At 63.4% G+C, this 25207-nt stretch carries 24 protein-coding genes; 10 read left to right on the top strand and 14 right to left on the bottom strand.

Translation table 11 applies throughout. The features are described from left to right. Window positions 1-240: 240 nt before the first annotated feature. Window positions 241-1140 (bottom strand): DMT family transporter, encoded by a 900-nt coding sequence (locus ACZ9H4_RS14895; RefSeq protein ID WP_408325337.1) that lies wholly within the window; start codon window positions 1138-1140, stop codon window positions 241-243. A 347-nt stretch (window positions 1141-1487) separates the two neighbouring features. On the opposite strand from ACZ9H4_RS14895, the gene ACZ9H4_RS14890 reads away from it, so the two are divergent. Then, window positions 1488-3800, top strand: coding sequence for a PA14 domain-containing protein (locus ACZ9H4_RS14890; RefSeq protein WP_408150142.1), 2313 nt, complete (start codon window positions 1488-1490; stop codon window positions 3798-3800). 180 nt (window positions 3801-3980) lie between these two features. Here ACZ9H4_RS14890 and ACZ9H4_RS14885 read toward each other — a convergent pair whose 3' ends face one another. From ACZ9H4_RS14885 to ACZ9H4_RS14875, 3 genes are read right to left on the bottom strand one after another with little or no spacing between them, the layout of a single operon-like run. Beyond that, complete coding sequence (locus tag ACZ9H4_RS14885) at window positions 3981-4697, bottom strand: O-methyltransferase (RefSeq protein WP_408325238.1); 717 nt, start codon at window positions 4695-4697, stop codon at window positions 3981-3983. 48 nt (window positions 4698-4745) lie between these two features. Beyond that, window positions 4746-5072: a hypothetical protein gene (locus ACZ9H4_RS14880; protein WP_408153273.1), complete on the bottom strand. Its 327-nt coding sequence runs from the start codon at window positions 5070-5072 to the stop codon at window positions 4746-4748. 12 nt (window positions 5073-5084) lie between these two features. Further along, on the bottom strand, window positions 5085-5663 hold the full coding sequence (locus ACZ9H4_RS14875) for an RNA polymerase sigma factor (RefSeq protein ID WP_408153272.1): 579 nt from the start codon (window positions 5661-5663) through the stop codon (window positions 5085-5087). A 281-nt stretch (window positions 5664-5944) separates the two neighbouring features. On the opposite strand from ACZ9H4_RS14875, the gene ACZ9H4_RS14870 reads away from it, so the two are divergent. The 3 genes from ACZ9H4_RS14870 to ACZ9H4_RS14860 all read left to right on the top strand — a co-directional run bounded on the left by ACZ9H4_RS14870 (window position 5945) and on the right by ACZ9H4_RS14860 (window position 8024). Next, complete coding sequence (locus ACZ9H4_RS14870; RefSeq protein ID WP_476119353.1) at window positions 5945-6160, top strand: hypothetical protein; 216 nt, start codon at window positions 5945-5947, stop codon at window positions 6158-6160. A gap of 230 nt (window positions 6161-6390) precedes the next feature. Further along, window positions 6391-6759, top strand: a complete 369-nt coding sequence (locus ACZ9H4_RS14865) for a YciI family protein (RefSeq protein WP_408153270.1) — start codon at window positions 6391-6393, stop codon at window positions 6757-6759. Further along, entirely contained in the window at window positions 6756-8024 is a 1269-nt protein-coding gene (locus tag ACZ9H4_RS14860) for an RNA polymerase sigma factor (RefSeq protein WP_476119352.1), read from the top strand. The genes ACZ9H4_RS14865 and ACZ9H4_RS14860 overlap by 4 nt, the downstream gene beginning before the upstream one ends. A 113-nt stretch (window positions 8025-8137) precedes the next feature. Here ACZ9H4_RS14860 and ACZ9H4_RS14855 read toward each other — a convergent pair whose 3' ends face one another. Then, window positions 8138-8980, bottom strand: coding sequence for an EamA family transporter (locus tag ACZ9H4_RS14855; RefSeq protein ID WP_408150149.1), 843 nt, complete (start codon window positions 8978-8980; stop codon window positions 8138-8140). A 98-nt stretch (window positions 8981-9078) separates the two neighbouring features. Between ACZ9H4_RS14855 and gcvA the strand changes: the two genes are divergently transcribed. Next, complete coding sequence (gcvA, locus tag ACZ9H4_RS14850) at window positions 9079-9987, top strand: transcriptional regulator GcvA (protein WP_408325242.1); 909 nt, start codon at window positions 9079-9081, stop codon at window positions 9985-9987. Between the two features lie 134 nt (window positions 9988-10121). Here the strand turns inward: gcvA and ACZ9H4_RS14845 are convergent, their stop codons facing one another. Together ACZ9H4_RS14845 and ACZ9H4_RS14840 are read right to left on the bottom strand one after the other, a co-directional pair. Then, window positions 10122-10931: a transglutaminase-like domain-containing protein gene (locus tag ACZ9H4_RS14845; RefSeq protein WP_476119351.1), complete on the bottom strand. Its 810-nt coding sequence runs from the start codon at window positions 10929-10931 to the stop codon at window positions 10122-10124. Between the two features lie 24 nt (window positions 10932-10955). Continuing rightward, window positions 10956-11831, bottom strand: a complete 876-nt coding sequence (locus ACZ9H4_RS14840; RefSeq protein WP_408150153.1) for a transglutaminase family protein — start codon at window positions 11829-11831, stop codon at window positions 10956-10958. Between the two features lie 745 nt (window positions 11832-12576). On the opposite strand from ACZ9H4_RS14840, the gene ACZ9H4_RS14835 reads away from it, so the two are divergent. Beyond that, window positions 12577-12825 (top strand): DUF1488 family protein, encoded by a 249-nt coding sequence (locus ACZ9H4_RS14835; protein ID WP_408150155.1) that lies wholly within the window; start codon window positions 12577-12579, stop codon window positions 12823-12825. Window positions 12826-12880: 55 nt separating this feature from the next. Here ACZ9H4_RS14835 and ACZ9H4_RS14830 read toward each other — a convergent pair whose 3' ends face one another. The 3 genes from ACZ9H4_RS14830 to ACZ9H4_RS14820 form a co-directional block, all read right to left on the bottom strand. After that, window positions 12881-13702 (bottom strand): class I SAM-dependent methyltransferase, encoded by an 822-nt coding sequence (locus ACZ9H4_RS14830; protein WP_408150156.1) that lies wholly within the window; start codon window positions 13700-13702, stop codon window positions 12881-12883. A 131-nt stretch (window positions 13703-13833) separates the two neighbouring features. Further along, complete coding sequence (locus ACZ9H4_RS14825; protein WP_476119350.1) at window positions 13834-15234, bottom strand: mercuric reductase; 1401 nt, start codon at window positions 15232-15234, stop codon at window positions 13834-13836. Between the two features lie 124 nt (window positions 15235-15358). Further along, a complete protein-coding gene (locus ACZ9H4_RS14820) occupies window positions 15359-15898 on the bottom strand; it encodes a carboxymuconolactone decarboxylase family protein (RefSeq protein WP_476119349.1) in 540 nt (179 codons plus the stop codon). A 112-nt stretch (window positions 15899-16010) separates the two neighbouring features. Between ACZ9H4_RS14820 and ACZ9H4_RS14815 the strand changes: the two genes are divergently transcribed. Both ACZ9H4_RS14815 and ACZ9H4_RS14810 read left to right on the top strand, forming a co-directional pair. Beyond that, window positions 16011-16982 carry an AraC family transcriptional regulator gene (locus ACZ9H4_RS14815; RefSeq protein ID WP_408150177.1) on the top strand — a complete coding sequence of 324 codons (972 nt, stop codon included), beginning with the start codon at window positions 16011-16013 and terminating at the stop codon, window positions 16980-16982. A gap of 339 nt (window positions 16983-17321) precedes the next feature. Then, window positions 17322-17903, top strand: a complete 582-nt coding sequence (locus tag ACZ9H4_RS14810) for an alpha-ketoglutarate-dependent dioxygenase AlkB family protein (protein WP_408153264.1) — start codon at window positions 17322-17324, stop codon at window positions 17901-17903. Between the two features lie 179 nt (window positions 17904-18082). Here ACZ9H4_RS14810 and ACZ9H4_RS14805 read toward each other — a convergent pair whose 3' ends face one another. The 3 genes from ACZ9H4_RS14805 to ACZ9H4_RS14795 all read right to left on the bottom strand — a co-directional run bounded on the left by ACZ9H4_RS14805 (window position 18083) and on the right by ACZ9H4_RS14795 (window position 20034). Further along, entirely contained in the window at window positions 18083-18718 is a 636-nt protein-coding gene (locus ACZ9H4_RS14805) for a carbonic anhydrase (protein WP_168664147.1), read from the bottom strand. 429 nt (window positions 18719-19147) lie between these two features. Then, complete coding sequence (locus ACZ9H4_RS14800; RefSeq protein WP_408150165.1) at window positions 19148-19456, bottom strand: DUF4148 domain-containing protein; 309 nt, start codon at window positions 19454-19456, stop codon at window positions 19148-19150. Between the two features lie 317 nt (window positions 19457-19773). After that, the gene (locus ACZ9H4_RS14795) at window positions 19774-20034 is read right to left on the bottom strand and encodes a DUF1488 family protein (protein ID WP_476119348.1); all 261 of its coding nucleotides are present in this window, start codon (window positions 20032-20034) and stop codon (window positions 19774-19776) included. A gap of 209 nt (window positions 20035-20243) precedes the next feature. Between ACZ9H4_RS14795 and ACZ9H4_RS14790 the strand changes: the two genes are divergently transcribed. After that, complete coding sequence (locus ACZ9H4_RS14790; protein WP_476119347.1) at window positions 20244-21737, top strand: MDR family MFS transporter; 1494 nt, start codon at window positions 20244-20246, stop codon at window positions 21735-21737. Window positions 21738-21819: 82 nt separating this feature from the next. On the opposite strand, the gene ACZ9H4_RS14785 is transcribed toward ACZ9H4_RS14790, so the two are convergent. Further along, window positions 21820-22752, bottom strand: a complete 933-nt coding sequence (locus tag ACZ9H4_RS14785) for a LysR family transcriptional regulator (RefSeq protein ID WP_408150170.1) — start codon at window positions 22750-22752, stop codon at window positions 21820-21822. Between the two features lie 145 nt (window positions 22753-22897). Here ACZ9H4_RS14785 and metE point away from each other — a divergent pair, with 145 nt between their 5' ends. Continuing rightward, window positions 22898-25189 carry a 5-methyltetrahydropteroyltriglutamate--homocysteine S-methyltransferase gene (metE, locus tag ACZ9H4_RS14780; protein ID WP_476119346.1) on the top strand — a complete coding sequence of 764 codons (2292 nt, stop codon included), beginning with the start codon at window positions 22898-22900 and terminating at the stop codon, window positions 25187-25189. Window positions 25190-25207: the final 18 nt, after the last annotated feature.

Below are 25207 nucleotides of genomic sequence, written 5' to 3'. Positions count from 1 at the left end.
GACGATCGATACGATGGATGCCGCCGTCACGGCCTGCAAGTTCCGACCGATCAATCCACGTACGAAAGCGCACGCGCACTGGATGCATCCGATTTTCTGTTTATGTTTGGCGGATGTCGAATCGGCGGATCAGGCAGGCCGTATGGCGGGAAAAGCCAGTTCTCTTACGACGATTGAATGCTGGACTCCGAACTAAACCGCGATGATTGTCGGCCAGAGATAAAGCAGAACCGCGCACACCTACACCAGCGGCCCCTCTTCCGGTTTGCGGCGCATGGCGACCGCAATCGAACTGCCGACGATCAGCGCGATGCCGAGCAGCGACATGGCGCCGATCGTCTCGCCCCACGCAAGGTAGCCAAATAGCGCGGCCCACACGATGCTCGTGTAGTTGTACGGCGCGAGCGCGCCGGCATCGGCCTGACGGAACGCCATCGTCATCAGCAGCTGGCCGGCGGTGGCGAACGCGCCGAGCAGCGCCATCACCGCGAGCGCGTTGAACGACGGCGTGCGCCACGCGAAAAACAGCGACGCGCCCGTGACGAGCGTGCCGACCACGGTGAAGTACAGCACGGTGGTGGCCGAATCGTCTGTCGCGCGAATGCGCTTGATCTGAATGATCGACAGCGCGCCGAACAACGCGCTCGCGATCAGCAGAACGGGACCGAGCCAGCTCGAATGCGCACCGTCCGGGCGCACCACAAACAGCACGCCGACAAAACCGGCCGCGGCCGCAAGCGCATCGCGCGGCTTGAGCGCCTCCTTCAACAGCAGCGGCGCGAGCACGATGACCAGCAAGGTCTCCGAATAGACAATCGCCACCGCCTCGCTGAGCGGCATGTACGGCAGGCCCGCGAAGAACAGACCCGATGCGCCGAGCAAGGTCAGCGAACGGATGGTCTGCCCGCGCACATTCATGTGCTTTAGGCGGGCGGCGAGCGGCTTGCCGCGCAGGCACACCGCCACAGCCGGAAACAGGCCGAACAGCATGCGGAAGAACGTCACCTCGTTGGCCGGATACGCGAGCGCCACCGATTTGGCCAGCGCGTCGACCACCGCAAAGCAGAACATCGACACGAGGATCAGCGCCACGCTGCGCAGCGGCACGGCGCTCGGGCGAATGGCGACGGAGGGCGGCATAGGTTGTCCTGGGGGGCGCGAAGCAGTGCATCGCCGGATCGCGCGAGCACCACATCGCACCGCTCGCGCGAGCGGCTGGAAAACGGATTATGCCCGCTGCCTCGTGACCGATCGACAGCGGCAAGCGCAGTTGATCCATTGCGCATGATCTACCGCCCTTGCCTCTCGCGCGTAACCCGGCTGCCTTCATCCGACAATTGCGGGTATGTACTGATACAGCCCGGCAAAACTAATAATATTATTCATATCGATTTCCGCATCGATGCGGCCAGGACCACCTTCCATGGACGCATGCAGAGTTAATAATAATTATGACCATCAATTAAGCGGGACATCAGGAGATAAAGGTGCGCAATTACTTTGTGCTGGCGACGCTCGCCATGCTGGGCGCTTGCGGCGGTAATGACGGTTCGCCGAACGTGTCCGCGTCGGCGGACAAGCAGGTCAACGCAGTCGATTCATCGGCTTCGGCGGCAGCCGCGGCCTCCGCCGCGGCGCAGGCCGACGCGGCCAATGTCCAGAGCGAATTCAAGGCCGCGAAGACCGTTCCGCTCGGGATGAAAACGACGACACCGCCGCTCGTGATCGCCGACCCCACTCTCAACCTGCCGCCCTACACCCCGCCAGCACCGCCCACGCCAGTCTCCACGACCACCCTCTCGTTCGGCGACTTCACGAACTACCTCGCGCCCGGCTCGACCGAGGGCTGGGGTCCCGGCACGAGCAACGCGAGCATCACGATCCCCGCGCCGGCCACCAACGGCACCGGCGCCGGCGACAAGACCGTCGCGCTCGCCCGCACCTACGCCACCGCGTCGTACGAAGCGGACGTGACGGTCAGCGCGCCGGTCGGCAGCGGCGCGGCGAACGCCGGCTTCATCGTGCGCACCACCAACCCGACGGCCGGCGGCCCCGACAGCCTGACCGGCTATTTCATCGGCCTCGATACGGGCACGCACTCGGTCGTCGTGGGACGCCAGAACAACAACTGGACGAACTTCATCTCGTACCCGGTGAGCACGGTCGTCGGCGGCAGCACGCACCATCTGAAAGTGACGACGAGCGGCACGGCGATTACCGTCGACCTCGACAACCAGCGCGTGATCAGCGTCAACGACGCCACCAACGCCCTGCCCGCCGTGTTCAGCTCGGGCAGCTTCGGGCTGCGGCGCTTCGGCGTCGGCGCGACGTTCAGCAACATCACGATCCACACGTATCCGACCGTGACCTCGCCGAGCTTCGATTTTTCGAAGGTGGTCGGCGCGGTCTACACGCCGTCGAACGCGGTGAACGCGATCGACTTCTGGGAGAACTACGACCCCGAGATCGTCAATCGCGAGCTGACGTACGCGCAGACCTACGGCATGAACACGATTGCCGTGTACCTGCACTACCTCGTGTGGGCCAACGATCGCGTGGCATTCCTGAGCAAGTTCGAAAACCTGCTGAAGATCGCGGCGCGCCACGGCATCAAGGTCTCGCCGATCTTCTACGACGACTGCTGGAACGCGACGCCCCAATACGGTCCGCAGCCGGCGCCGGTCTGGGGCGTGCATAACAGCCGATGGGTGCAGTCGCCGGGCACGCCGGTCGAACAGGCGTATTTCCAGCCGAGCGCATCGAACTCCGCCGTCACGTACAAGCAGAGTCTCGCGAGCTACATCACCGACTTCGTGGCCCCGCACCGCAACGACCCGCGCATCATCTTCTGGGAGCCGATGAACGAGCCGGGCTGCAGCGGCAACGGCTCGCTGCAGAACACCCGCGCGGTCATGATGAACGACGCGCGCATCGCGATCCTGAATGCGGGCGCGACGCAGCCGATCAATTCGCCTCAGGTGCAGGAGGATGAAGGCACGTACTTCTCGGACTTCTACGCGTTCCATCCGTACGGCAATCCGTATGGCGCGCCGGCGAACGGCAGCAACGTCAGCGCGTTGAACTCGGAGACGCTGCAACGCGGCTTCACGGGCACCGCGGGTCAAACCATGCCGGGCATCGTCGCGAACTATGGCGGAACGACGGGCTTCATCGTGTGGGAACTGATGATCGGCCGCACCAACACGCGCTTCCACTGGGGCGAGGTGCCGGGCGCGCCCGCCTCGGTCGAACCGGCGACGCCGTTCCAGGGGACGATCTACCCGGACGGCCATCCGTGGCAAACGTCGGAGACCCAGGCGTTGACGGGCGGTTTCAGCGTGAAGCTGCCGGTGCTGCAGGTCGGCTACTACAACGATCCGACCTTCGCGAGCGCCCCGGTGAAGACGTCGATTACGCCGATGATCGATTTCGATCTGAACACCGAGCGCGGCACCGACTCGCCTGACGCCTCCGCGGGCGTCAACGCGACCGGCTACGGCGTGCGGTGGACCGGCGCGATCCAGGCGGCAAAGGACGGCAACTACACGTTCTCGATCGACAGCGACAATGTGGCGCGTCTGTGGATCGATGGCGTGAAGGTGATCGACAAGAAGAGCGGGTCGCAATCGACCGTCAGCGGCAAGGCCTGGCTCGCGGCGAAGCAGCGCGCGTCGATCAAGGTCGAGTACGTGCACGGCACGGGGCCGGCCAGCATGCATCTGCGCTGGTCGAACCCGGCGGCGGATAATCCGGGCGCACTTCGAATCGTGCCGTCCGATTCGCTCGTGACGTCGAATTGACGGAGGGGTGAAGGTACGCGAGCGGCGGTCTTTCGGGACCGTCGGTCGCGGCGTGCGGCGCATCGGGTTCGATGCGCCGCGTTTTCGTTTGTCGGGCGAGTGTTGTCCGGCTGGGTCGGGCGTGGGCGCTTGAGAGCGCAGCGCTGTCGTTGTCCGAAGAAGAGCGCCCTGCTGATCGACCTACGAAACGACGACCGTAAACTCGATGCCCGATTCAAAGTCCAGCGTCGTGGTCGAAAAGCGCGGATTGCCGTCGAGGTACTGCTTGTAGGGGCGAACGGCGTCTTCGGCGGTGTACATGTTGTCGGCAAGAACGATCGTTCCTGGGCGTAGAAGCCGCTCGGTCTGCCTGAACAGATCCAGATACGTGTCGGCCCAAACGTCGATGAACACCATGTCGAACGTGCCGTGCAGTTCGGAAACGGTCTGGAAGACATCGCCCTCCCGAAGATCGACGTACGCATCTACGCCCGCCGTTCGAACATGAGCGCGAAGCTGGGCGCACTTCGCAAGATCGCGTTCAGTCGCCACAACCACGCCGCTGCCCAGCGTACGAAGCGCCTCGGCGAAATACAGCGTGGATACGCCGCAGGAACTGCCGAGTTCGAGAATTCGCGCCGGCTTGTGCGCGAGCGCCATGTTGCGTAAAAATCGCCCCGTTTCCGCGGACACTGCCAACGACAGCGCCGTGCCTTGCGAGGAGTCGAAATCTTCGCTGGAGAGCCCGAGCGTTTCGAGGAACCGTCCGCGCAGACGAGGGGCGAGCGTGTCGTATTCCTCCGCGAGCGTCAGAAACTCTTCACTCGATCCACGAAACTGCGCCTGGGCGCGGGCCATCACCTCGGTCTGGCTCTGTTCGTGAAGCCGATGCAAAAGCGTGGTGGCAGTTGACGTCATACGTTCTCCCGGATCAGCTGGTTTTTATTCGGTTTTTTTTGCACACGTTCAATCTTCCGCTCGCCGTGCCGGATGCGCCGGATGCGCCGACCGCGAGCACCATGCCGACTGGAATCGTTCCCGCTCTTCCGGCGTCATGGCGTCCCATTTGCGCCAGTGCCGACGCTCGCGCCAACCGCCGCGTCCGCGAAATCCGCCGAACAGGATGCGGCTCAAAACCAGCAAGCCAAGCGCATGCGCAAAATCGATCGTACGGGCGCCCACGAACAGGCCGGGAACGACCCAGTTCCATAGCATCATGACGGCCCATCCGAGCACACCTATACCGACCACCACGAGCAGCGCCTTACCTGCACATCTGATTCGAAAGTTCATCCGTCGACTCCTCTAAATATCCAGTTCGTCATAAATGGCCTGCAGCCTCGCGCGCAGATGCAAGACCGCATAGCGTTTGCGCGCGAGCAGCGTATTGAGCGTGACGCCGCTTTCCGCCGCCATGTCTTTGAAAGAGCGTCCTTCCAGTTCGTGGGCGATAAACACCTCGCGTTGATCCGGCGGCAACTCATCGAGCGCCGCCTGCAATGCGTCGAGCAATACGGCGCGCGCGTAGAGGGCGTCGGGGCCCGCATCGTGCGCCGGTAGCGAAAGGTCGAGGCGGTACTCACCGTCGGCGTCATCCTCCTCGAAGAGATCCGCCAACGGCTCTTCCTTCTTCTTCCGAAAACGGTCGACGATTCGGTTGCGCGCGGCACGGAAAAGCCACGCGCTCGCCTGTTCGATCGGAGCGGGAAGCCGGTAAGCCCGCACGAATTCGTGGAAAACATCCTGCAGGATGTCCTCCGCATCGTTCGGGTCGCGTATGCGGCGCCGGATGAAGTTGACGAGCCTCGTGCGCTCACGCACCACGGTCGCGGTGATGTCGCTGTCTCGTTCGGTCATCGTGTCCGAGGTGGGTGGCGGTTCCATGCGTCTGAAGACGTTTCAGGGGCGCGGATATTGTGGCTGGTTTGAAATATTTTTTCTTTGGGCCTGGATGGCGGCATACCCGACGATGCTGCCGCGCTCGCGCAGATGCAGCGCGCTCTTCCGGATCGTGAAGACGCGCCGCGCGGCATTCGCGTCAATGCGGTCGGCCCCGGCCCGATCGGTACACCTTTCGCGAGCAAGCTGGGCCTGCCCGAAGACGCACTGCGCCAGTCCGGTGAAGCCCTTGCCGCGACGGTGCCGTTCAGCGGATTGGGAACGCGATGGAAGTGGCTAAAGCCGCCCTTTTCCTCGCCGGCGACGACACGTCGTATGCGACGGGCGCCGAACTGGCGGTCGACGGCGGCCGGTCGCCAATCCGGCGGCACGACGAAGCGCACGGCCGGCGGGTCGCTCGCTGCCGTCGCCGCGTGGGAGTCGAGGCCACGACAGTTGCAAGTCGGACATCCTCGCCGGGATGGTTGCGATACCTGCGGTAACCGGGCTTTAATGCAGTCTGCAGCGGCCCACTGAAATTAAAGGCCGCGCGGAGCCGATGGTGAGCGCCCCCGACCCGACCTCGCGCACGGTCCTCGACGCAGGCAAACGAATAACGCGGCGCGCGGACCTCGATTTTTCGCAGCCGCCTGTCCATCGGCATGCCGCCCGCGCGTCATTGTGATGGCGGCTCGATGTCATTCACCCGCCTCAACCCATGACGGAGGCTCATATGCAATACCTGCTGATGATTTATTCCGAAGAAAACGGCTGGAACCAGATGACCGACAGCGAGCGGCAGCAAGGCGTCGCCGCATATAAGGCGTATACCGAATCGTTGAAAAAAGCGGAGGTTCTGCTGGGCGCCAACCGGCTGCAGAACACCAACGCGGCGACCACGGTGCGGCTCGTCGACGGCAAGCCGCAGGTGCTCGACGGACCGTATTCCGATTCGAAGGAGCAGCTCGCCGGCTACTACCTCATCGACGTGCCCAACCTGGACTCGGCGATCGCGTGGGCGTCGCGCTGTCCCGGCGCGGCGCACGGCCTCATGGAAGTGCGCCCGGTCTGGACGGCCCCCTACGACGCGCCATCTGCATGAGTTCGTCCGGCTGCGGCCGTGACGCTGACGGCGCCGCGCGTTCGATTGCCGAGGCGGTCGCCCGTCGCAGCTACGGCAAGCTCGTCGCGCTACTGGCAATGCGCACGCGCGACGTCGCGGCAGCCGAGGACGCACTCGCCGATGCGTTTGCGGCCGCCCTCGCCGACTGGCCGGAGCGTGGCTGTCCCGCGAATCCCGAAGCATGGCTGATGACGGTGGCGCGCCGCCGGGCGATCGACGGCGCGCGCCATCGCCGCGTCGGCGACGACGTGGTCAACCAGCTCACGATCCTCGCCGACGAGATCGACGAGCGTGAAGCGGGTGCGTTGCCCGACCGGCGGCTGGCGCTGCTGTTCGCGTGTACCCACCCTGCGCTCGAAGCCGCGATTCGCACGCCGCTGATGCTGCAGGTGGTGCTAGGGCTCGAAGCGAAGACGATTGCCTCCGCGTTCCTGATGTCGCCCGCTGCAATGAGCAAGCGGCTCGTGCGGGCGAAGAACAAGATCCGCGAAGCCGGCATTCCGTTCAGCGTGCCCGAGCGAGAGGAGTTGCCCGCCCGGCTGGCTGCGGTGCTGGAAGCCGTCTACGCCGTGTATGCGGAGGGGTGGACCGACCCGGTCAGCTGCGATAGCGGACGGCGCGATCTCACCGGCGAGGCGCTGTTTCTTGCTCAACTGCTCGTCGAACTGCTGCCCGAGGAGCCGGAAACGCTTGGTCTGCACGCGCTGATGCTGTACGCGCAGGCGCGTTGCGACGCGCGACGCGATGCGGCGGGCGACTACGTGCCGCTGTCGGCTCAGAATCCGGCGAAATGGAACGCACCGATGCTCGAGGCCGCCGACAGACTGCTGCGGCGCGCGAACACTTTCAACGCAATCGGACGCTTTCAGTTGGAGGCCGCGCTGCAGTCCGCGCACGTGCACCGCTGCCAGACCCGTTGTCCGAACTGGGACGAAGTCGTGCAGCTTTACGATGCATTGCTCGCGATCGCCGCGTCGCCGGTGGTCGCGGTGAACCGCGCGCTCGCGCTGGCGGAACGGGACGGCCCGCAGGCAGCGCTCGACGCGCTCGAACCGTACGCGGACGATCCGCGGCTGGCCGACTACCAGCCGTACTGGGCCGCGCGCGCCGATCTGCTCGCGCGCACCGGCGCAACGGCCGACGCGCTCGGCGCGTACGAGCTCGCAATCGGGCTCGTACGCGATCCGGCCGTGCGCCGGTTCCTGCAGCGCAAGCGCGTCGAGTTGGCGTCGGCGAGCAGTTAGACGGCGCGTTGCGTTCGCCACGCGCGGTTGCAAGCCGCGCGCTCACTGCATTCAGCCGCCCGGCCCGGTCAAGTGAGGGCGCACCGGAGAGACGTGACGCGCTTCAGGCCATGTCAAAACCCCAGACAAGCCGCACCGGCCGCGACGACCAGGCAGGCGAGCCAGCGCTTTCCACTTACCGTTTCGCCCAGGAACACTCGCCCGATCAGCACCGCGAACACCACGCTGGTCTCGCGCAACGCCGATACCGTGCCCATCGCACCCGACTGCAGCGCCCATATCACGATGCCGTACGCCGCGATCGACACCAGGCCGCCAATGAGCGACCAACCGATTGCCCCTGGCGCCGACCCTGCCGGCGCCCACAGCGCCGTGAGCCCACGCGTTGCGACGAACAGGACGGGCATCAGCCAATAAAACAGAAACATCCACGCGGTATAGGCGAGCGCCTGACCGTCGGACAAGCGCACGCCGATGCCATCGATCACGGTGTAGACGGCGATCGTCACACCGGTCGTCAGCGCGGCCAGCAAACCCGCACGCGAGACATGACGCCTCTCGAGCGCAATCGCGATAATGCCACCCGATATCATCACGATCCCGAGCACGTGCAACGGGCCAATCGCCTCATGCGTGAAGAGCGCCGCGCCCAGCGTGACGAGCAACGGCGATGAGCCGCGCGCGATCGGATACGCCTGCGCGAGATCGTTGCGGCGGTACGACCGCACGAGGGTCGCGTTGTAGACGATATGCACGAGCCCCGATGCGACGATGTACGGCCACGCCGCGCTGGCCGGTAACGGCGTGAACAGGATCACGAGGGTGGAGACGGCCGCGATGGCGATGCTCATCCACGTCATGGACAGGAACCGGTCGTCGTTGCCGTGGAGCATCGCGTTCCAGCTCGCGTGGAGCACGGCGGCGAGGAGGACGAAACCGCCGGTATAACTGAGCATACAGACCCCGGAAAACACGTTTTCAGGGAGAATATCTATCTTGTGGCCCGCCGGCAAACCAGATAAATTGACCGTTCGCGTTAGAGAAACTATTTCGAATGAAACGGGTATTGCCGCCACTGAATGCATTGCGCGCTTTCGAGGCCGCAGGCCGACTCGGCAGCTTCAAGGAAGCCGCTGCGGAACTGAACGTCACGCAGGGTGCGGTGAGTCAGCACGTGCGGCTGCTCGAAGCGTGGCTCGGTGCAACGTTATTCGAACGGCACAACCGGCGCGTGCTGCTGACTCCGGCGGCAAAGGCCTACCTCGCGGAAGTGGGTCCTCTGTTCGAGCAGCTCTCGCGGGCCACCGCCCGATATGGTTTCCCGGAACCGGTCTCGCGGACCCTGTCCGTCAACGCTCCCGCGACATTCACGTTGCGTTGGCTGGTGCCGAGACTGGCGCAATTCCGCGCGGAGCATCCGGACGTGGATGTCAAGGTGGAAACGTCGAACGACCCGGTGGAGAGCCTGGAGCAGACCTTCGACGTCATCATCCGGGGCGGTCCGGACACATTCTATGGCTACACGATGCGGCTCTTCCTGGCCGAGGAAAGGCTGCCGGTCTGTAGTCCTGCACTCCTGCAGCGACTACCGCTTCGGACGCCGGACGATATGCGGGAGCATACGTTTTTGCACACGTCGAGTCTGCCGCGACTCTGGCCAGATTGGCTGGCGCGGGCCAGGATGCCTGCCCTGAGGCCGGCTGCCACGCTGACCTTCGACCACTTCTATCTGACCTTGCAAGCCGCCATCGACGGAATAGGAATCGCGATGGGACCGACTGCGCTCGTCGCCGACGATCTCGCGGCCGGCCGGCTTGTCGCTCCGTTCGCTGGTCCCCGTCTGCCGTCGCGGAGCTATTGCACTTACGTTGCGGACGGGAAGTCAGACGATGAACTGGTCGTGCTGTTCCGCTCGTGGCTTGAGCGCGAGGGGATGGGTTCGCTAACGGAGACGGCCAGTTAGGTGCGAGTTTGTTGAGCGTATCTACTATTGCTCTTCGTGGCTTGCGTCGCACGCTCGCCGACACGGCAATCAGGGGTGCATGCTGTCCAACCTGGCGAGCCCATGTGAGGCCTACCGAAAGTCCGCCGGGCCGCTCACCCCTCCTCCGGCGCGCAATGCACGGCAAATTTCACGAGCTTTGCCGCCCCGAAAGTGTTGCTTATCGCGACATCGGCGGCATCGCGCCCACGGGCCATCAATACGCGTCCGGTGCGCGGCACGTTGTTGCGCGGATCGAATGTTTGCCAGCAGCCGCCGACAAAGGCTTCGAACCAGGCCGCGAAGTCCATGGCACTGTAGGGCGGAGGCACACCGATGTCACTGATGTATCCCGTGCAGTAACGGGCAGGAATGTTCATGGCTCGACACAACGCCACTGCCAGATGAGCGAAATCGCGGCACACGCCCTGTCGCTCGTGATAGACCTGCCACGCTGTTTTGGTCGGTCGGGCAAACTCGTAGCCGAACACAATCTGGCGATGAACGAAGTCACAGATCGCTTGCACCCGGTCGCGCCCGGGCAACGATTGCCCGAAAAGCTGCCATGCAACGTCGGACAGCAGATCGGTCTCGCAGTAGCGGCTACCTAGTAGAAACACCATGCATTCGTTGGGCAATTCCTCGACTGGATGCTGGTGACCATAAGGCTCCCGTTCTTCGGGTTGGCCGGAGATTTCGAGTAACGCGGTCGTCGACATTTCGATTCGCCCCGGCGGGGCGACGAGGCGGCTGCAGAGATTGCCGAAACCATCCCGATACTGCAGGATGGTCACCGCCGGATCGACGACAAGCAGATCCGCCTGCAACATATCTTGCGCCCGCGAGAAGTGCGTATTGAGCATCAGCATCATCGGGGTGTACTGCTCGCACTCGTAAATCAGTTCATAACCAACACGAAGTTTCATTGCGGCGGCCTTCCCTATAAAGATTCAACAGCGGTCCTCGGTGACGCTCACTTCGACATCCAGACCGAGAAACGAGTTTTGCGCCCCTGTCCAGGTTCCCCACAGCGGCAAGGCCTGATGCTGGTCCCACGCGACGGCTACCCGGATCAGGTGCCGGTTTCCGATGATGCTGTTAGTCGGATCGAAATCCACCCAGCCCGCCCCCGGTAGAAAGATCTGCAACCATGCGTGTGTGGCGCCGCCTCCGTGCGTGGTGTCGTGATCGGGGACAAAGATGTAGCCGCTGACGAAGCGTGCGGCAAAGCCAAGCGAGCGGGCCGCGTCGATCATGAGCACGGCGAAATCGCGGCAACTGCCACTACGACGGGACAACGTATCTGCCGGCCGGTAGACGCCTTTCTCCGCGCGCCGGACGTACAGAAACCCGTCTTTGATCTCCGTCGTCATGGCGCGCAGGATCGCCATGGTCGATCTGTTGCCAGCTCGCGCAATGAAACCGTGCGCCCAACTGTCGACGCCCGCATCGGGATATCGTCGGCTGCGCGCATTCACGAGGTCTGTGGCCTCCTCGTTCGTGTATGCGAACGGCCAGGTCGCGGCGTAGGGCTCGATAGCATAGTCGGGCGATGGGGCCTCGTAATGTTCGAGGGTGACCGCACTATCGAACAGCAGTTGCGATGCCTCGCCCGAGAATGTGGCTATGGCGACTGAATTGTCGAATACATCATGCAGCCAATGCAGACGGGACGGTGTGGGCGTAATGCACAATTGTGATGTCACGAGGCGCATGTCATGGCTGGAGCGCGGCCGAAACATCATTCGATGCTCGCCAAAACTCACTGGCTCCGAATAGCGATAGGTACTCTTATGGCGAACAGTGAGACATCGCGGCCCACTCATGTGGTTTCACCTGATCAAAGCGTCACTGGTGGTGCCGAAAACTGCTGTGACAGGGTAATCAGGCCTTCGCTTCAGGAAGGAACTGCACAGCGTTTCAACCGAACGTTTCGGCCCGGGTGTGCGATTTGGCAGATATCGTGCCCCAGCATACACTGGCGAAAAAACCTTAAACGTCCTTATTTTTCGGTTTCTTATCAAACACGGCGAGCCTCGTGCGTACGCGTCGGCCCATACCGGAGCATTCCTCGCATGACATGACGGATCGTGCGTGCACCGTGTCGATGCGGTGAACGGCGACACGCACGAAAGCGTGCTTCGCGATTGTCCTTGCATCGCTGTGGCAAAGAGCGCATTGTCATAGAGTTCGATGTGCGCGGTCGTTAAATTTACACGGCGGCCTCATCGCAATGGCTTCGGAAGTGTGAGCGACGTCTGAGACGGAGCGATTTCAATCATGTCATTCACGCGTCTCATGGAGAGGCCTATCACAAGACGCCGTCGTCGCCGTCGCGGCGCGCTCTGAATAACCGATTGGAACCAGCATGCAAAACCGAACCAAAGCCTATTCATCGTCGCCGGCCAGGCAAAGCGACTTCATCGCGACTCAGAAAGAGCGCGCCGCCGCACTTGCGAAGGCGGAAAGCGAGCGAGCCCAGAAGCGGTGCGATAACGACGCTCGCATCGACGTCAACGCAAGCAAGTGGCGATATACCCGCATCGTTGATTAGCACGGAAAGACGGCGTGATGCTCAACTTTCCTAATCCCAGTCGAGTCTACGACGCTTCCAGACACGGTGTGTGCTTCTGGGGCTACGACAATTCGCGCGAGATTGCCTTTCTGGTCGACGACAGGATGCTGAAGAAGCTTAATCCTCACATACTTGCGGATGAGCTTGCGTTGCTGGCTGCGTTCGACAGCAGCCGCGTCCAGATTCTGGAATTCGCCAGAAACCTCTACAACGGCGGCACACAGAGCAGGTACACGATCTCGTGAATCCCGCAGAGGCTGGCGGCCGATTGCATGTGCCATTGCCGCCCTTCCCCGGCCGCTATCGGTGCTCCACAACAACCACGTGCGCCTGAATCTTCCCCTCAACCGGCCCGGTGCCGAATCGCTCGGCAATCGCCGTCGCGCACGCTGACGTAGCCTTCTCGACACCTCCGCCCGAACGGGCCTCAATCTCATTGCGCAAGGGCGTTCCCTGGCAGTAGGCGACGGCCGGCACCCGAGCCGATGCCGCGCGGCTGCGTGCCGCAATCGTCTCGAAGCGCGGCGCCGCACTGAAGCCCGCCTCCGCGAGATCGCGTGAAATCACTTGCCTGTCGAAATAGCCATGCGGCGTGCGCGCCATGAAACGTGGCGGGTCGGTGGGAAAGAGACCCCCAAGTGCCGCCGTGACCGTATCGGCGAATTCGTTTTCCTCGATGCGATCCCAGACGTTGAACAGCAACGCGCCACCGCGCCGAAGTACGCGCCGAGCTTCGGAAAACGCTCGCGCTTTGTCCGCGAAGAACATGACGCCGAACTGGCAGACGACGATGTCGAAACTCGCGTCGTCGAACGGCAGGCGGGTCGCGTCCGCCTGCTGCCACGTCACCGGCCTCGGAGCGCCGATTGCTGCGGCACGATCGAGCATTGGCTGATTCAGGTCGGTCGCAATCATCTCGACCTGTGTTGGCAACGCAGCCGCCATTGCGCGGGTCACTACGCCGGTGCCGGCCGCGGTCTCGAGCACGCGTGACGGATGGCGCGCCGCTACCCGCTTCGCGAGATCGGCGGCGTACGGTTCGAAGATCAGCGCAACAAGATGACTGTCATACAGCTCGGGGATCGAGCCGGCGAAGCGAGTGTCGGTACCTGAGCTGTCCATAACGCCTCCATCTTGCTTTCGCGGAAATCTTAGGCGCAATGGAACGGGTTGAACAGCCGTCCGGCGCGAAGCCCCTCGATCTCCGACGGGCTTCGCAAAACAAAGGCTTTTCCCCAACCGCTAAATAGCCCCTATTCCACCGCTCTCGCAGGCACTTTCGACAGCAGCGGCCCAAACCCCTCGGCAAAAGTCAGATGCGAGATGACCGCATCACGGAGCGTCTGATACGGAAGCCCAGCGAGCATCGCAGTTTGCATCGCCGCCATCACCTCTCCCGCTTCCGAGCCGATCATCGTGAAGCCCAGGATGCGGTCATCGTTCGCACCGACGAGAACCTTCATGAAGCCCTGCGTTTCGTCGGTGGCTTCGGTTCGCAGCACATTGCTCATCGGCAGTGTCGCGACGCGCACAGCGACGCCGTGACGCTGCGCATCGCTTTCGCTCAAGCCCACGCGCGCAAGCGGCGGATCGGTGAATAGCGTGTATGGAACCAGACGGTCGGTCGTTCTGCGATTTCCGCCGGCCAGGTTGTCGCGCACGATCCTGAAGTCATCGACCGATACGTGCGTGAACTGCGGACTGCCCGCGACTTCGCCGATCGCCCACACGTCGGGCGCCGACGCCTGCAACCGGTCGTTCACGCGGATGTAACCGCGCTCGTCGAGTTCGATGCCCGCCTGCACGAGGCCGATGTCCGCCGTGTTCGGCACGCGGCCTGCCGCAACGAGAATGTCACTGCCGTCGATCGTCCGGTCTCCCGAACCCGTGCGCACGACAACGCGCACGTGCGTTCCCGATCGGCCTTCGACGCTGATCGTTTCGGCGCCCAGCACAATATCGATCCCCTCCGCGCGGAGAATGCGATACATCTCCTCGCTAACGTCCGGGTCCTCACGACCCATCAGCCGGGAACCACGCTCGACGATGGTCACGCGGCTGCCAAAGCGGCGATACGCCTGCGCCATCTCGATGCCGATATAGCCGCCGCCGAGCACGACGAGATGCGCCGGCGCATAGTCGAGGTCCAACGCGCCGATATGGGTCAACGGCTCTGACGCGCGTAGCCCCGGCAGATCGGGAATCGCGGCGTGCGTGCCGACGTTCACCACCACCTGGTCACCGCTGAGCGTACGCGTGTCACCCTCGTTGAGCTGGACCTCGATCGTCTTCGGTCCGACAAAACGACCACGGCCCATGATCAGTTCAGCGCCGCTCGACGCATACGCCTCTACGTGAAACGCCGCTTCTCTTTCGATCATGCCGCGCTTGCGCTCGCGCACCCTCGCCATATCGATCGACACAGGACCGGTCGTCGTACCGAACTGACCGGCATGTCGCGTCAGATGCGCAACACGCGCGCTCCAGATTTCGTTCTTGCTCGGCAGACAGGCGACGGCCGGACAGGAGCCACCTACCCACTGCCGTTCGACCACGGCCACGCGTTGCCCCGATCGGGCCAGATGCCACGCCAGCAGCTTGCCACCCTGGCCACTGCCGAGAATCAACGTATCGACATGTTCGACTTGGGACATCACATTCTCCTATTCATCTACAGGTTAGTTAGTACAGCGCAGCAGCGATCCGGGCCGCTGTCTGAGGACTTAGACGTAGCGGGCGGCACGTCGCTGCGCGATGTACCGCCCGCCAACGCCGATGTCACTTCACCGGCGGAAAATCGACGTCGGTGTCGTTGATGCGGTTGAACGTGTTGGTGAAAATCGTCATGGCGATCGCCAGCGAGATTTCGGCCAGTTGCGTGTCGCTATAGCCGGCCGCGCGAATCGCGGCGAATTCGCTTTCGCTGATCGTGCCTCGCGTCGTCTGCAGATTCAGCACGAAGTGGATAAGCGCATCGCGCCTCGCATCGCCGGTCGCCTCGCCTGCGCGAATCTGCTTCAGCGCTTCGGGCGAAAGGCCAGCCATCTTCCCCAGCATGGCGTGTGCGGCCACACAGTAGTCACAACCTGTCTGCTCGCTGACCAGCAGCTTGATCGTTTCCAGATCCGCCTTGCTCAGACCGCTGGCTGCCAGTGCGCCTTCGGCATTCAACGCGGCGCTCAAGGTTGCGGGCGCGAGATGACCGAGCGCCGCGAACAGATTAGGCACACTTCCTCCCGCGATTTTGCGGACTTGTGCGTAGACCTCGGCGGTCGCGCCAGTGGCGTTCGTCACAGCAGGGATGGCGATGCGGCTCATGATGGACCTCACTCAGTGGTGGTTAGGAGCCTCCACTTTAGGGACGTCCCGTGAGCTTGTTGAGTCCGCAAATTGTCAATATCATGCTCGAAAGTATCAATCGAGGCAAAACATGTCACCTCCCCTGGATTGGCTCAGCCGTCTGCTCGGCATGATGACCGTGCGCGGTCAGCTGGAACTGCGCTGCCTGTATGGCGCTCCCTGGCAAGTCATCTACGGCGACTCGGATGCCGGCGAGATGCCCTATCACATCGTGCTCAGCGGCTCCGGTATCCTGGAGACGCCCGGCATTGGCAAGCCGCAAGATCTTCGCGCCGGCGACATCGTGATGTTTCCGCACGGCTCCGCGCACATTCTTCATGACGGCAGCGGCGCGCGGCCGAAGCGTGCGCGTCAGCACGAAGGCTTGAACCTGACCATTAGCGAAAACACAGGGACCGGCGAGCGTCTCGACATGCTTTGCGGCCGCATCGTTCTGGCGCCGCCTCATGACCGGTTTATTCGTGCCTATCTGCCGACGCGGCTCGTGATCCGAACGTCGAGCGTCGAGGATGCCGACGGCACGTCTGCGCAACTGAACGGTCTCGTGGCGCTGATGCGAGGGGAATCGAACGTAGGCAATCTTGGGGGCTACGCGATGATGAACGCGCTATCCGCGGCTCTTTTCGCGCTCGCCCTGCGCATGGCCAGCGAGTCCGACGAAGCGCCGACCGGACTGCTGGCTCTCGCTGGACATCCTCGCCTCGTCCCCGCACTCGCGGCCCTATTCGGCGACCCGGCCGGTGCGTGGACGCTGTCGACGTTGGCCGACCTTTGCAGCATGTCGCGCGCGACGCTGATTCGCCACTTTCAGGAAAAGGTAGGACGCTCGCCGAATGAATTGTTGACCGATGTCCGCATGGCGTTGGCTGCGAATGAACTGAAAAAAACCGGCGTTTCCACCGAGGTCGTGGCCGAGACCGTCGGCTACAAATCCGTGGCTGCATTCAGGCGCGCTTTTACTCAGCACATGGGCATGACGCCGGCGGACTGGCGCCGTTCGGAACTGCAGAAGCTGCATGCGCTGGCCGCGAGTCAAGGCTAATCGAACACTCAGCGGGATCGGTTGTCGGCACGGCCCATTGCCACAACCCCTGTTATTTTGACGACGCCGGAACCGCGCAAAGCGATTCGTCGGGAATATCGAGTTCTTCGGCAATCCACGTAAGCACGCCGTCACGGCGCCATTTGAAGAAATGCGTGTGGCACGTGTGCTGCGGTGGCCATGAAGCGGGCAGACGCTGCCATTTGTGGTCGTCGAGCCATGCCCGCGCCCGCGTGAGCGACCCGTGCGGATAAGCCGTTCGGCAAGACAGCCCCAAAACACTGTATAAAAACACAGTATAATGAAATGCCCTGACCGCCCCGCCCACCCAACCTCGCCATGGTGTCCCAGCCAAGCCTGTTCGCCCCCGAGCCCGTGTCCGTTCTCCACGATCAGGAAGGCGGCATCCGCTACCTGCCCGCCGCAGTGCCAGCCGCCATCGCGCAGCGGTGGTTCGACGAGGCGCTTCAGAACATCGGCTGGATCAGCCAGCAACGCATGATGTACGAGCGCGAAGTCGCCGTACCGCGTCTGCTCGCCACGTTTTTGCGCGAATCAGCCGACCTGCCAGCGCCGTTGGGCGAGGCATTCGAGGCCGTGCGCGCACTCGTCGGCGCGCCGTTCAATCGCGTCGGCCTCAATCTGTATCGCGACGGCAGCGACAGCGTCGCGCTCCACAGCGACAAGACCGAGCGGCTGGTGCCTGCGCAGCCGATCGCGATCATCTCGCTCGGCGCGAGCCGCCGGATGTCGATCCGTCCGAAGGTGGGCGCAGGCCGGGTGCTCCATGTCGATCTGGAGGCGGGCAGTTGTCTCGTCATGAGTTATGCGGCCCAGTTCACGCATGAGCACGGCATTCCCAAGCGGCCGGGCGTGAGCGAGCCGCGCATCAGCCTGGCGTTTCGGTGCTTCGCCGCGTGAAGGGATTAGAGGCGTGCCGCCTGTGCCAACATCGGCAACAGGCAGACGCGGTTGCAACCGGGATGAATTCCCGCGACGCTACAGGGCACTAAAGGGTTTTCGATGCGACGTCATAGCCGCCTTTGTCTCCGCACCCACGGGGCCGACCCGGCATCGGAACATCACACGCCACCCACGCCTTAGCCCGCGTAAATTTCCGGGTTATCGACAAGCGGCAGGAATTCGCCGGTGCGCCCATCGAGCGCGAGCATCACACCGGTTTCGATCTGGAAAATCCAGCCATGCAATTGCAAGGTCTTATTGGCGAGTCCGACGGCCACCGAAGGATGCGTGCGGATATTGCCGAGCTGCGCGATCACGTTGTCCTTGACCAGCGCATCGAGGCGTTCGGCGTCCGAATCATAGGTGCGTGACGCGTTCACCGCCTTGGCTGCATCCGCGTGACGCAGCCAGCCTGCCACCGCCGGCAGATGATCGAGATTCATGCAGGTCGAGATCGCGGTCATCGCGCCGCAGTTAGAGTGGCCGCAAATCACGATATCGCGCACGCCCAGCACCGCTACCGCGTACTCGACGGTGGCCGACACCCCGCCCGGTTCCGGACCGTAGGACGGCACGATGTTGCCGGCGTTTCGAATCACGAACAGCGCGCCCGGCTCCACCTGGGTGAGCAACTCGGGAACCACGCGACTGTCCGAGCAGGTCACGAAAAGCGTGCTCGGACTTTGCGCCGCCGACAAACGCTTGAACAACGCGATCTGCTGCGGAAAGACGTCGCGTTGAAAGCGGATGAACCCTTTGATGATTTCCTGCACGATGTTCTCCAGACAATCGGGGATTGCGTTCGCCGTGCATGCGCGGGCGAGCCGCCGCATGTGTGCTATCGATTGGCGTGACTATACCGTAGCCGCCCAAGGCGGGCTGCGTCCAACCGACGTGTACGCCTGTGCCGGATATCCAAAGTGAGGAACAGAAAAAAGAATCCGAACTGGCGCGCCTTCATGATGAACCCTGCGCACCGTTCGCGGCATCAGAAAAAAACCCCGGCTGTTTCCAGCCGGGGCCAACTCTCTCGCTCGCACACCGGAAGTCGTGCGTGCATGACTACTGTACCTGCGTCGACGCAGCGGATATATACGTGGCGCTGGAAGGGTCCGTTACACCGCGGCGCGAATCCGGGACACGTGGCGCCAGTCGCCGATGCGCTTCATCGCGTACCGCGCGGCAGCGTGCGGCGCATTGAATCAACGGCTATACATCGCATTCCAGTCAGCCGCCGACACCGCTGGCCGGCCGCTTTGCGACGAACCCGCGACGCTGCCGCCATAAGCGCTCGCGCTGCTGTTCCGCGCGGCAATGCGGGCTTGCGCCGCCTGAACCGCTTCGGGGTAATGGGTCTGATCGCCGTCGCCGACGCGGTAGCCGGCCTGTTCGAGCTGAACCAGTTCCGCACGTACCTGTTCGCGCGTGATGCGGGTATTCGATTGCGCAAAAACGGTGGCCGATGCGGCGATGGACGCGACGACGACAACAGCCTTGATCAAGGACTTCATGATAAAAATAAGCTCCAGTAATTGATGGTCCGCGGTGCTGCGAATGACATGTTGCGCGACCGCTGAACTCAATATAGGCGCCGCTTCTTCATAGAATAATGGCCACGTGTCGAAGGGATTGTTGTCGGATCTGGAGAAGTCGCCGATAGGATCGTTGATCGAAGATGTGCCGCTGCGCCGTAGGCATGCGCGCCCACCACAGTCCCGCGCACGACTTGCCGGCTCACCGGATAACAAAGCCCGGCGCGCAAGCGCCGGGCTTTTTGCTATCCGGATTTCCGCAACCGACGCGGCCTCGATAGAAACCTCATCGAAACCTAATTAAAATCGCCGGTTTCCAGTTCGACCGAACGACCGCCGTTCTTTTCGAGGACCCGCCGCGTAGCATTTTCAATCCGCGCACGGTTTGCCTCGAAAGTGCCCACCAGTTCGTGGGCCGACGGGCCGCCGTTGCCGAAATGGTCGTTCAGCGCATCCAGCGACACGCTGCACCAGACGTCCGCCCCGTCCACATTGGCCTCGAAGGCGACGCGCGTCGCCGCCACCACTTCGCGGCGTCCGGTGAATTCGATCCTCATAATGATCCTCCATGTGTCGAAAGTGAACTTCGAACGCGCAAACCCTGTGCCAAGCCGCTGGCGTCTTCACGCAGCGTGCCGCGGCGAGCGCGCATTCTCCGTAAGGTGCATACTCCACATCGGCCGCCACGTGCGGCCGCGCTGATGCGTCGCGGCAAGCCTCCTGCAAAGCCGTCAGACGCGCCCAACACCCCGATACTAACGCCTCCATGTCCCGCAGCCCTCAATCGTCGCGCGCTTTAGTCATTGCCGCCGTCATGGCTTCCATGGCGATGGTCGCCATCGAAGCCACCATCGTCTCCACCGCGATGCCGCAGATCGTCACGCAACTCGGCGACCTGCATCTGTACAGTTGGGTCTTCTCGTCGTTCCTGCTCACGCAAACCGCGATGACCGTGGTGTTCGGCAAGCTCGCCGACCTGTACGGCCGCAAACCGGTGATGCTCGCCGGCATCGCGATCTTCCTGCTCGGCTCGGTGCTCGCCGGCTTCGCGTGGTCGATGCCGGCCATGATCGTGTTCCGCCTGATACAAGGCATCGGCGCGGGCGCGATCCAGCCGGTCACGCTGACCATCGTCGCCGATCTCTATCCGGCGCGCGAACGCGGCAAGGTGCAAGGCTATCTCGCCAGCGTATGGGCGGTGTCGGCGGTGGTCGGGCCGATGGTCGGCGGCTTCATCATTCACAACCTGTCGTGGGCGTGGATCTTCTGGATGAACGTGCCGATCGGCCTCGCATCGGCTGCGGGTTTCATTGCGTTCCTGCGCGAATCGGAGCGGCACGCGCGGCCGTCGATCGATTTCGGCGGCGCGGCATTGTTCATGGCCGCGATCGCCGCGTTGATGATGGCGCTGACTTACGCGGGCGACGACGAACTCGCCAAGGCATCGCTCGCGGGCGGCGCCTTCCTGCTGTGCGTGCTGTTCTTCGTGCGGCAGGAGCGTCGCGCCGCCGAGCCGATGATCTCGTTCGCGCTCTGGAGCCGCCGGCCGATTGCCGCGTGCAACGGCTCGACCCTGTTGTCCGGCATGATCCTGATGGGCGCGACCACCTTCCTGCCGATGTACGTGCAGGGTGTGCTGCATCGCTCGCCGGTGGTCGCCGGTCTCGCGCTCACGATGATGATGGTCGGCTGGCCCACCGGCGCGACGCTCGCGGCGAAGTCGTTCCACCGCCTCGGCTTGCGGCGCATCCTGATCGGCGGCAGCGCGTTCGTGCCGCTCGGCGCTGCCCTGCTACTGTTCCTGTCGCCGGGCGGCTCGCCGCTGATCGCCGCATTCGGCTCGCTGATCATGGGCTTCGGCATGGGTACGTCGAGCGTCAGTTCGCTGGTGCTGATCCAGGAAATCGTCAAGACGGATGAACGCGGCAGCGCCACTGCGTCGAATATCTTTTCGCGCAATCTCGGCAGCACGCTCGGCGCGACGCTGTTCGGCGCGGTACTCAACTTCGGGCTCAGTCATTCGCAGGGCACGGCGGTGGTCACGTCGGACCAGTTGAAAGCGCTGCTGCAGAATCAGGTGGCGAGCCTCGGCGATAGCGACATGATCCGTCTGGTGTTGCACCAGTCGCTGCATCTGACGTTCGTTTCGATCTTCGTGATCGCGATCTTCGTGGTGGCGCTGCTCGCGTTCGTGCCGGCGATTCACATCGGTTCGGAGAAGAAGATGCCGCTCGAGGCGTTGTCGCCGCTCGAGGATTGACAGCACGGATGGATGGTGCGCGCGGCGGGTGCAAGCTTGCCGCGCCAGCCCGATTGCACGCCGCCGTGCGTGCAACGCCCCCTTAGCCCGCCGCCCCTTCGGGCGTCAGCAACTCGATGCCATCCAGTTGCGCCGCGCACGTGTCCCGCACGATCGAGACGAAATCGCCGAAGTAAGGCCGGCTCGCGAAGCCCTTCGCGGCCACCGCGTACAGTTCGCTCCACAAGCCCTGCTTGCCGACCCGCTTGGCCTGCACGTAGTCGTGATCGACGTAATTCTTCACGCCCCAATTCGGCAGCGCCGCGATGCCGCGGCGGCTCGCCACCAGTTGCATGATCGCGATGGTCAGCTCGGCCGTGCGTCGTTCGAGCTTGATGCCGGCGGGCTCGAGCACTTCGCGGATCAGGTCGATGCGCGCCTCGGGCACGGGATAGGTAATCAGCGTCTCGTCGCGCAGATCGTCCGCGACTACGCGGCGCTTGTTGCGCAGCCGGTGCTCGTTGGCCATCACCACCAGAATCTCGAAACGGAATAGCGGCGCGATATGCAGGCTGCGCCGCGTGGCCGGCTTCGAGCCGATCACCACGTCGGCGCGCGCGTCGCTCAGCAGACGCAGCGGGTCCGCATGAAAACCCGCGACGAGGTCAACCTCGACCTCGGGCCAGCGCCGGCGGAATTCGTCCATCACCGGCATCAGCCAGTCGAAACAGGTATGGCATTCGAGCACGATGCGCAATTCGCCGCGCGTGTCGCCCTTCAGGCGCACGAGATCACGCTCCGCCGCGCTGAGCGCCGCGATCGTCTCACGGCCGAGCGCCAGCAGCCGCTCGCCCGCCGCCGTGAAGCGCAGGCCTTGCCGGGTGCGCTCGAATAGCGACACCTCGTAGTGCGCCTCGATATCGCGGATCTGATGCGACAGCGCGGACTGGCTTAGATGAACGCGTTCGGCAGCGGCAACCAGCTTGCCGGAATCGGCGATCGCGATGAGCGAACGCAGGTGACGAAGCTCAAGCATGCTGGGGCTCCGTGCGGGAAGAATTTTTCCGGATATGAATATGGCTCATACATTGGTGAAAACATGTCGCTTGATGAATCATAGCGCGACTTTCACACTGAGCGCCAATTCATCACAACGCACACCACGCACAAGAGGACTTCACATGGCCCGCACGCACATCTCCGGCTTTCCGCGCATCGGCGCGCAGCGGGAACTCAAATTCGCGCAGGAATCGTTCTGGCGCGGCGAAACCGGCGAATCCGAATTGCGTGAGCTCGCGCGTCAGTTGCGCGCGCGCCATTGGCGCCTGCAGCAGGACGCCGGATTGGATTTCATCACCGTCGGCGACTTCGCCTATTACGACCAGATGCTCACGTTGAGCGCACTGCTTGGCGCATTGCCGGAGCGTTTCGGCTTTGACGCGGGCAGGCTATCGCTCGCGCAGTACTACGAACTCGCCCGCGGCAACGCCGCGCAGCCGGCGATGGAAATGACCAAGTGGTTCGACACGAACTACCACTACCTGGTCCCCGAACTCAGCGCGCAGACCTCGTTCGACGGCGGCGTCGAGTGGCTGTTCGACGAACTCGACGAAGCGCTCGCACTGAACGTGCCGGTCAAGCCGGTGTTGATCGGGCCGATCACGTACCTGTGGCTGTCGAAGAGTCATGTGCCGGGTTTTGACCGCCTGTCGTTGCTGCCGAAGCTCGTCAACCGCTACAGCCGCATTCTGGAGAAGCTCAAGCAGCGCGGCATCGAATGGGTCCAGCTTGACGAGCCGGCCTTGTGCGCCGATCTGCCCGCAGCGTGGCTCGAAGCATTCTCTGCCGTGTATGACGTGCTCGGCACGTCGGAAGTGAAAGTGCTGCTGGCCACCTGCTTCGACACCGCAGCGGAACACGCCCAGCGTGTGGCCCGCTTGCCCATTGCGGGCGTGCATCTCGACCTCGTGCGTGCGCCGCAACAGCTCGACGTGTGGCGCGCGGCGTTACCCTCGCATGCGGTGTTGTCGGCGGGGGTGATCGACGGACGCAATATCTGGCGCGCCGATCTGCGCGCCATTGTCGAATCGTTGCGTGAGCTGCATGCCGAATGGGGCGATCGTTTGTGGATCGCACCGTCATGCTCGTTGCTGCACGTGCCCGTCTCGCTCGCCGCCGAAAACAAGCTCGCCGCCGATCTGAAATCCTGGCTCGCGTTCGCCACTGAAAAACTCGACGAAGTCAGCACGCTCGCGCTTGCATTACGCGACTCCGCAGCGGCCGAGCCGGCGCTCGCCGCCGCCGACCTCGCGCTCGACGCACGCCGTCATTCGAGCGCGGTCGTGAATGCGCTGGTGCAAAAACGCGTGGCCGCCGTGAGTGACGCGATGGCGCAACGCCATAGCCCGTTCGCCGATCGCAATCGCCTGCAGCGCGAAGCGCTCGACCTGCCGTTGCTGCCGACCACCACGATCGGCTCGTTTCCGCAAACGGCGTCGATCCGTCAGGCGCGCGCCGCCTACAAACGCGGCGAATTGCGTGCACTCGACTACCTGCAGCGCATGCGCGCCGAGATCGAATTCGCCGTGCGCAGGCAGGAAGCGTTGGGACTCGACGTGCTCGTGCATGGCGAGGCCGAACGTAACGACATGGTCGAATATTTCGGCGAGCAGTTGTGGGGCTATGCGTTCACGGAAAACGGCTGGGTGCAGAGCTACGGCTCACGCTGCGTGAAGCCGCCGATCATTTACGGCGACGTCTATCGCCCGGAACCGATTACCGTCGACACCACCCGTTACGCGCAATCGCTCACGCCGCGCGTGATGAAAGGCATGCTGACCGGCCCGGTGACGATGCTGCAGTGGTCGTTCGTGCGCGACGACCAGCCGCGCTCGGCTACCGCGTTGCAACTCGCCCTGGCGATCCGCGACGAGGTAGTGGATCTGGAGAAGGCCGGCATCCGCATCATCCAGATCGACGAACCGGCGTTTCGTGAAGGCCTGCCATTGCGCAAAAGCGATTGGGCCGCGTACCTCGACTGGGCGACGCGTGTGTTCAGGATCTCGGCGGCCGGCGTCGGCGACCGGACGCAGATTCACACACATATGTGCTATTCGGAATTCAACGACATCCTGCCCTCGATCGCCGCGATGGACGCCGACGTGATCACCATCGAAACCTCGCGCTCGGCGATGGAACTGCTCGACGGTTTCGGCGAGTTCGCGTATCCGAACGAAATCGGTCCGGGCGTCTACGACATCCACTCGCCGCGCGTGCCGGGCGCGGACGCGATGCTGCGGCTCCTGGAGCGCGCGTGCGAAGTGATCCCGGCCGAGCGCCTGTGGGTCAATCCGGATTGCGGCCTGAAGACGCGCGGCTGGCCCGAGACCGAAGCGGCGTTGACGAATATGGTGCGGGCGGCGAAGGCCTTGCGTGCGAAGCTGGCGACGCGGCAGCCCGAATTGGCTCACTAGTTCGACTATCTTCGCAAG

This window comes from Paraburkholderia sp. TE9906, from assembly GCF_056279605.1.
Note: the sequence above shows the minus strand (reverse complement) of the source record. Positions and strands in the feature narration are given on the sequence as shown.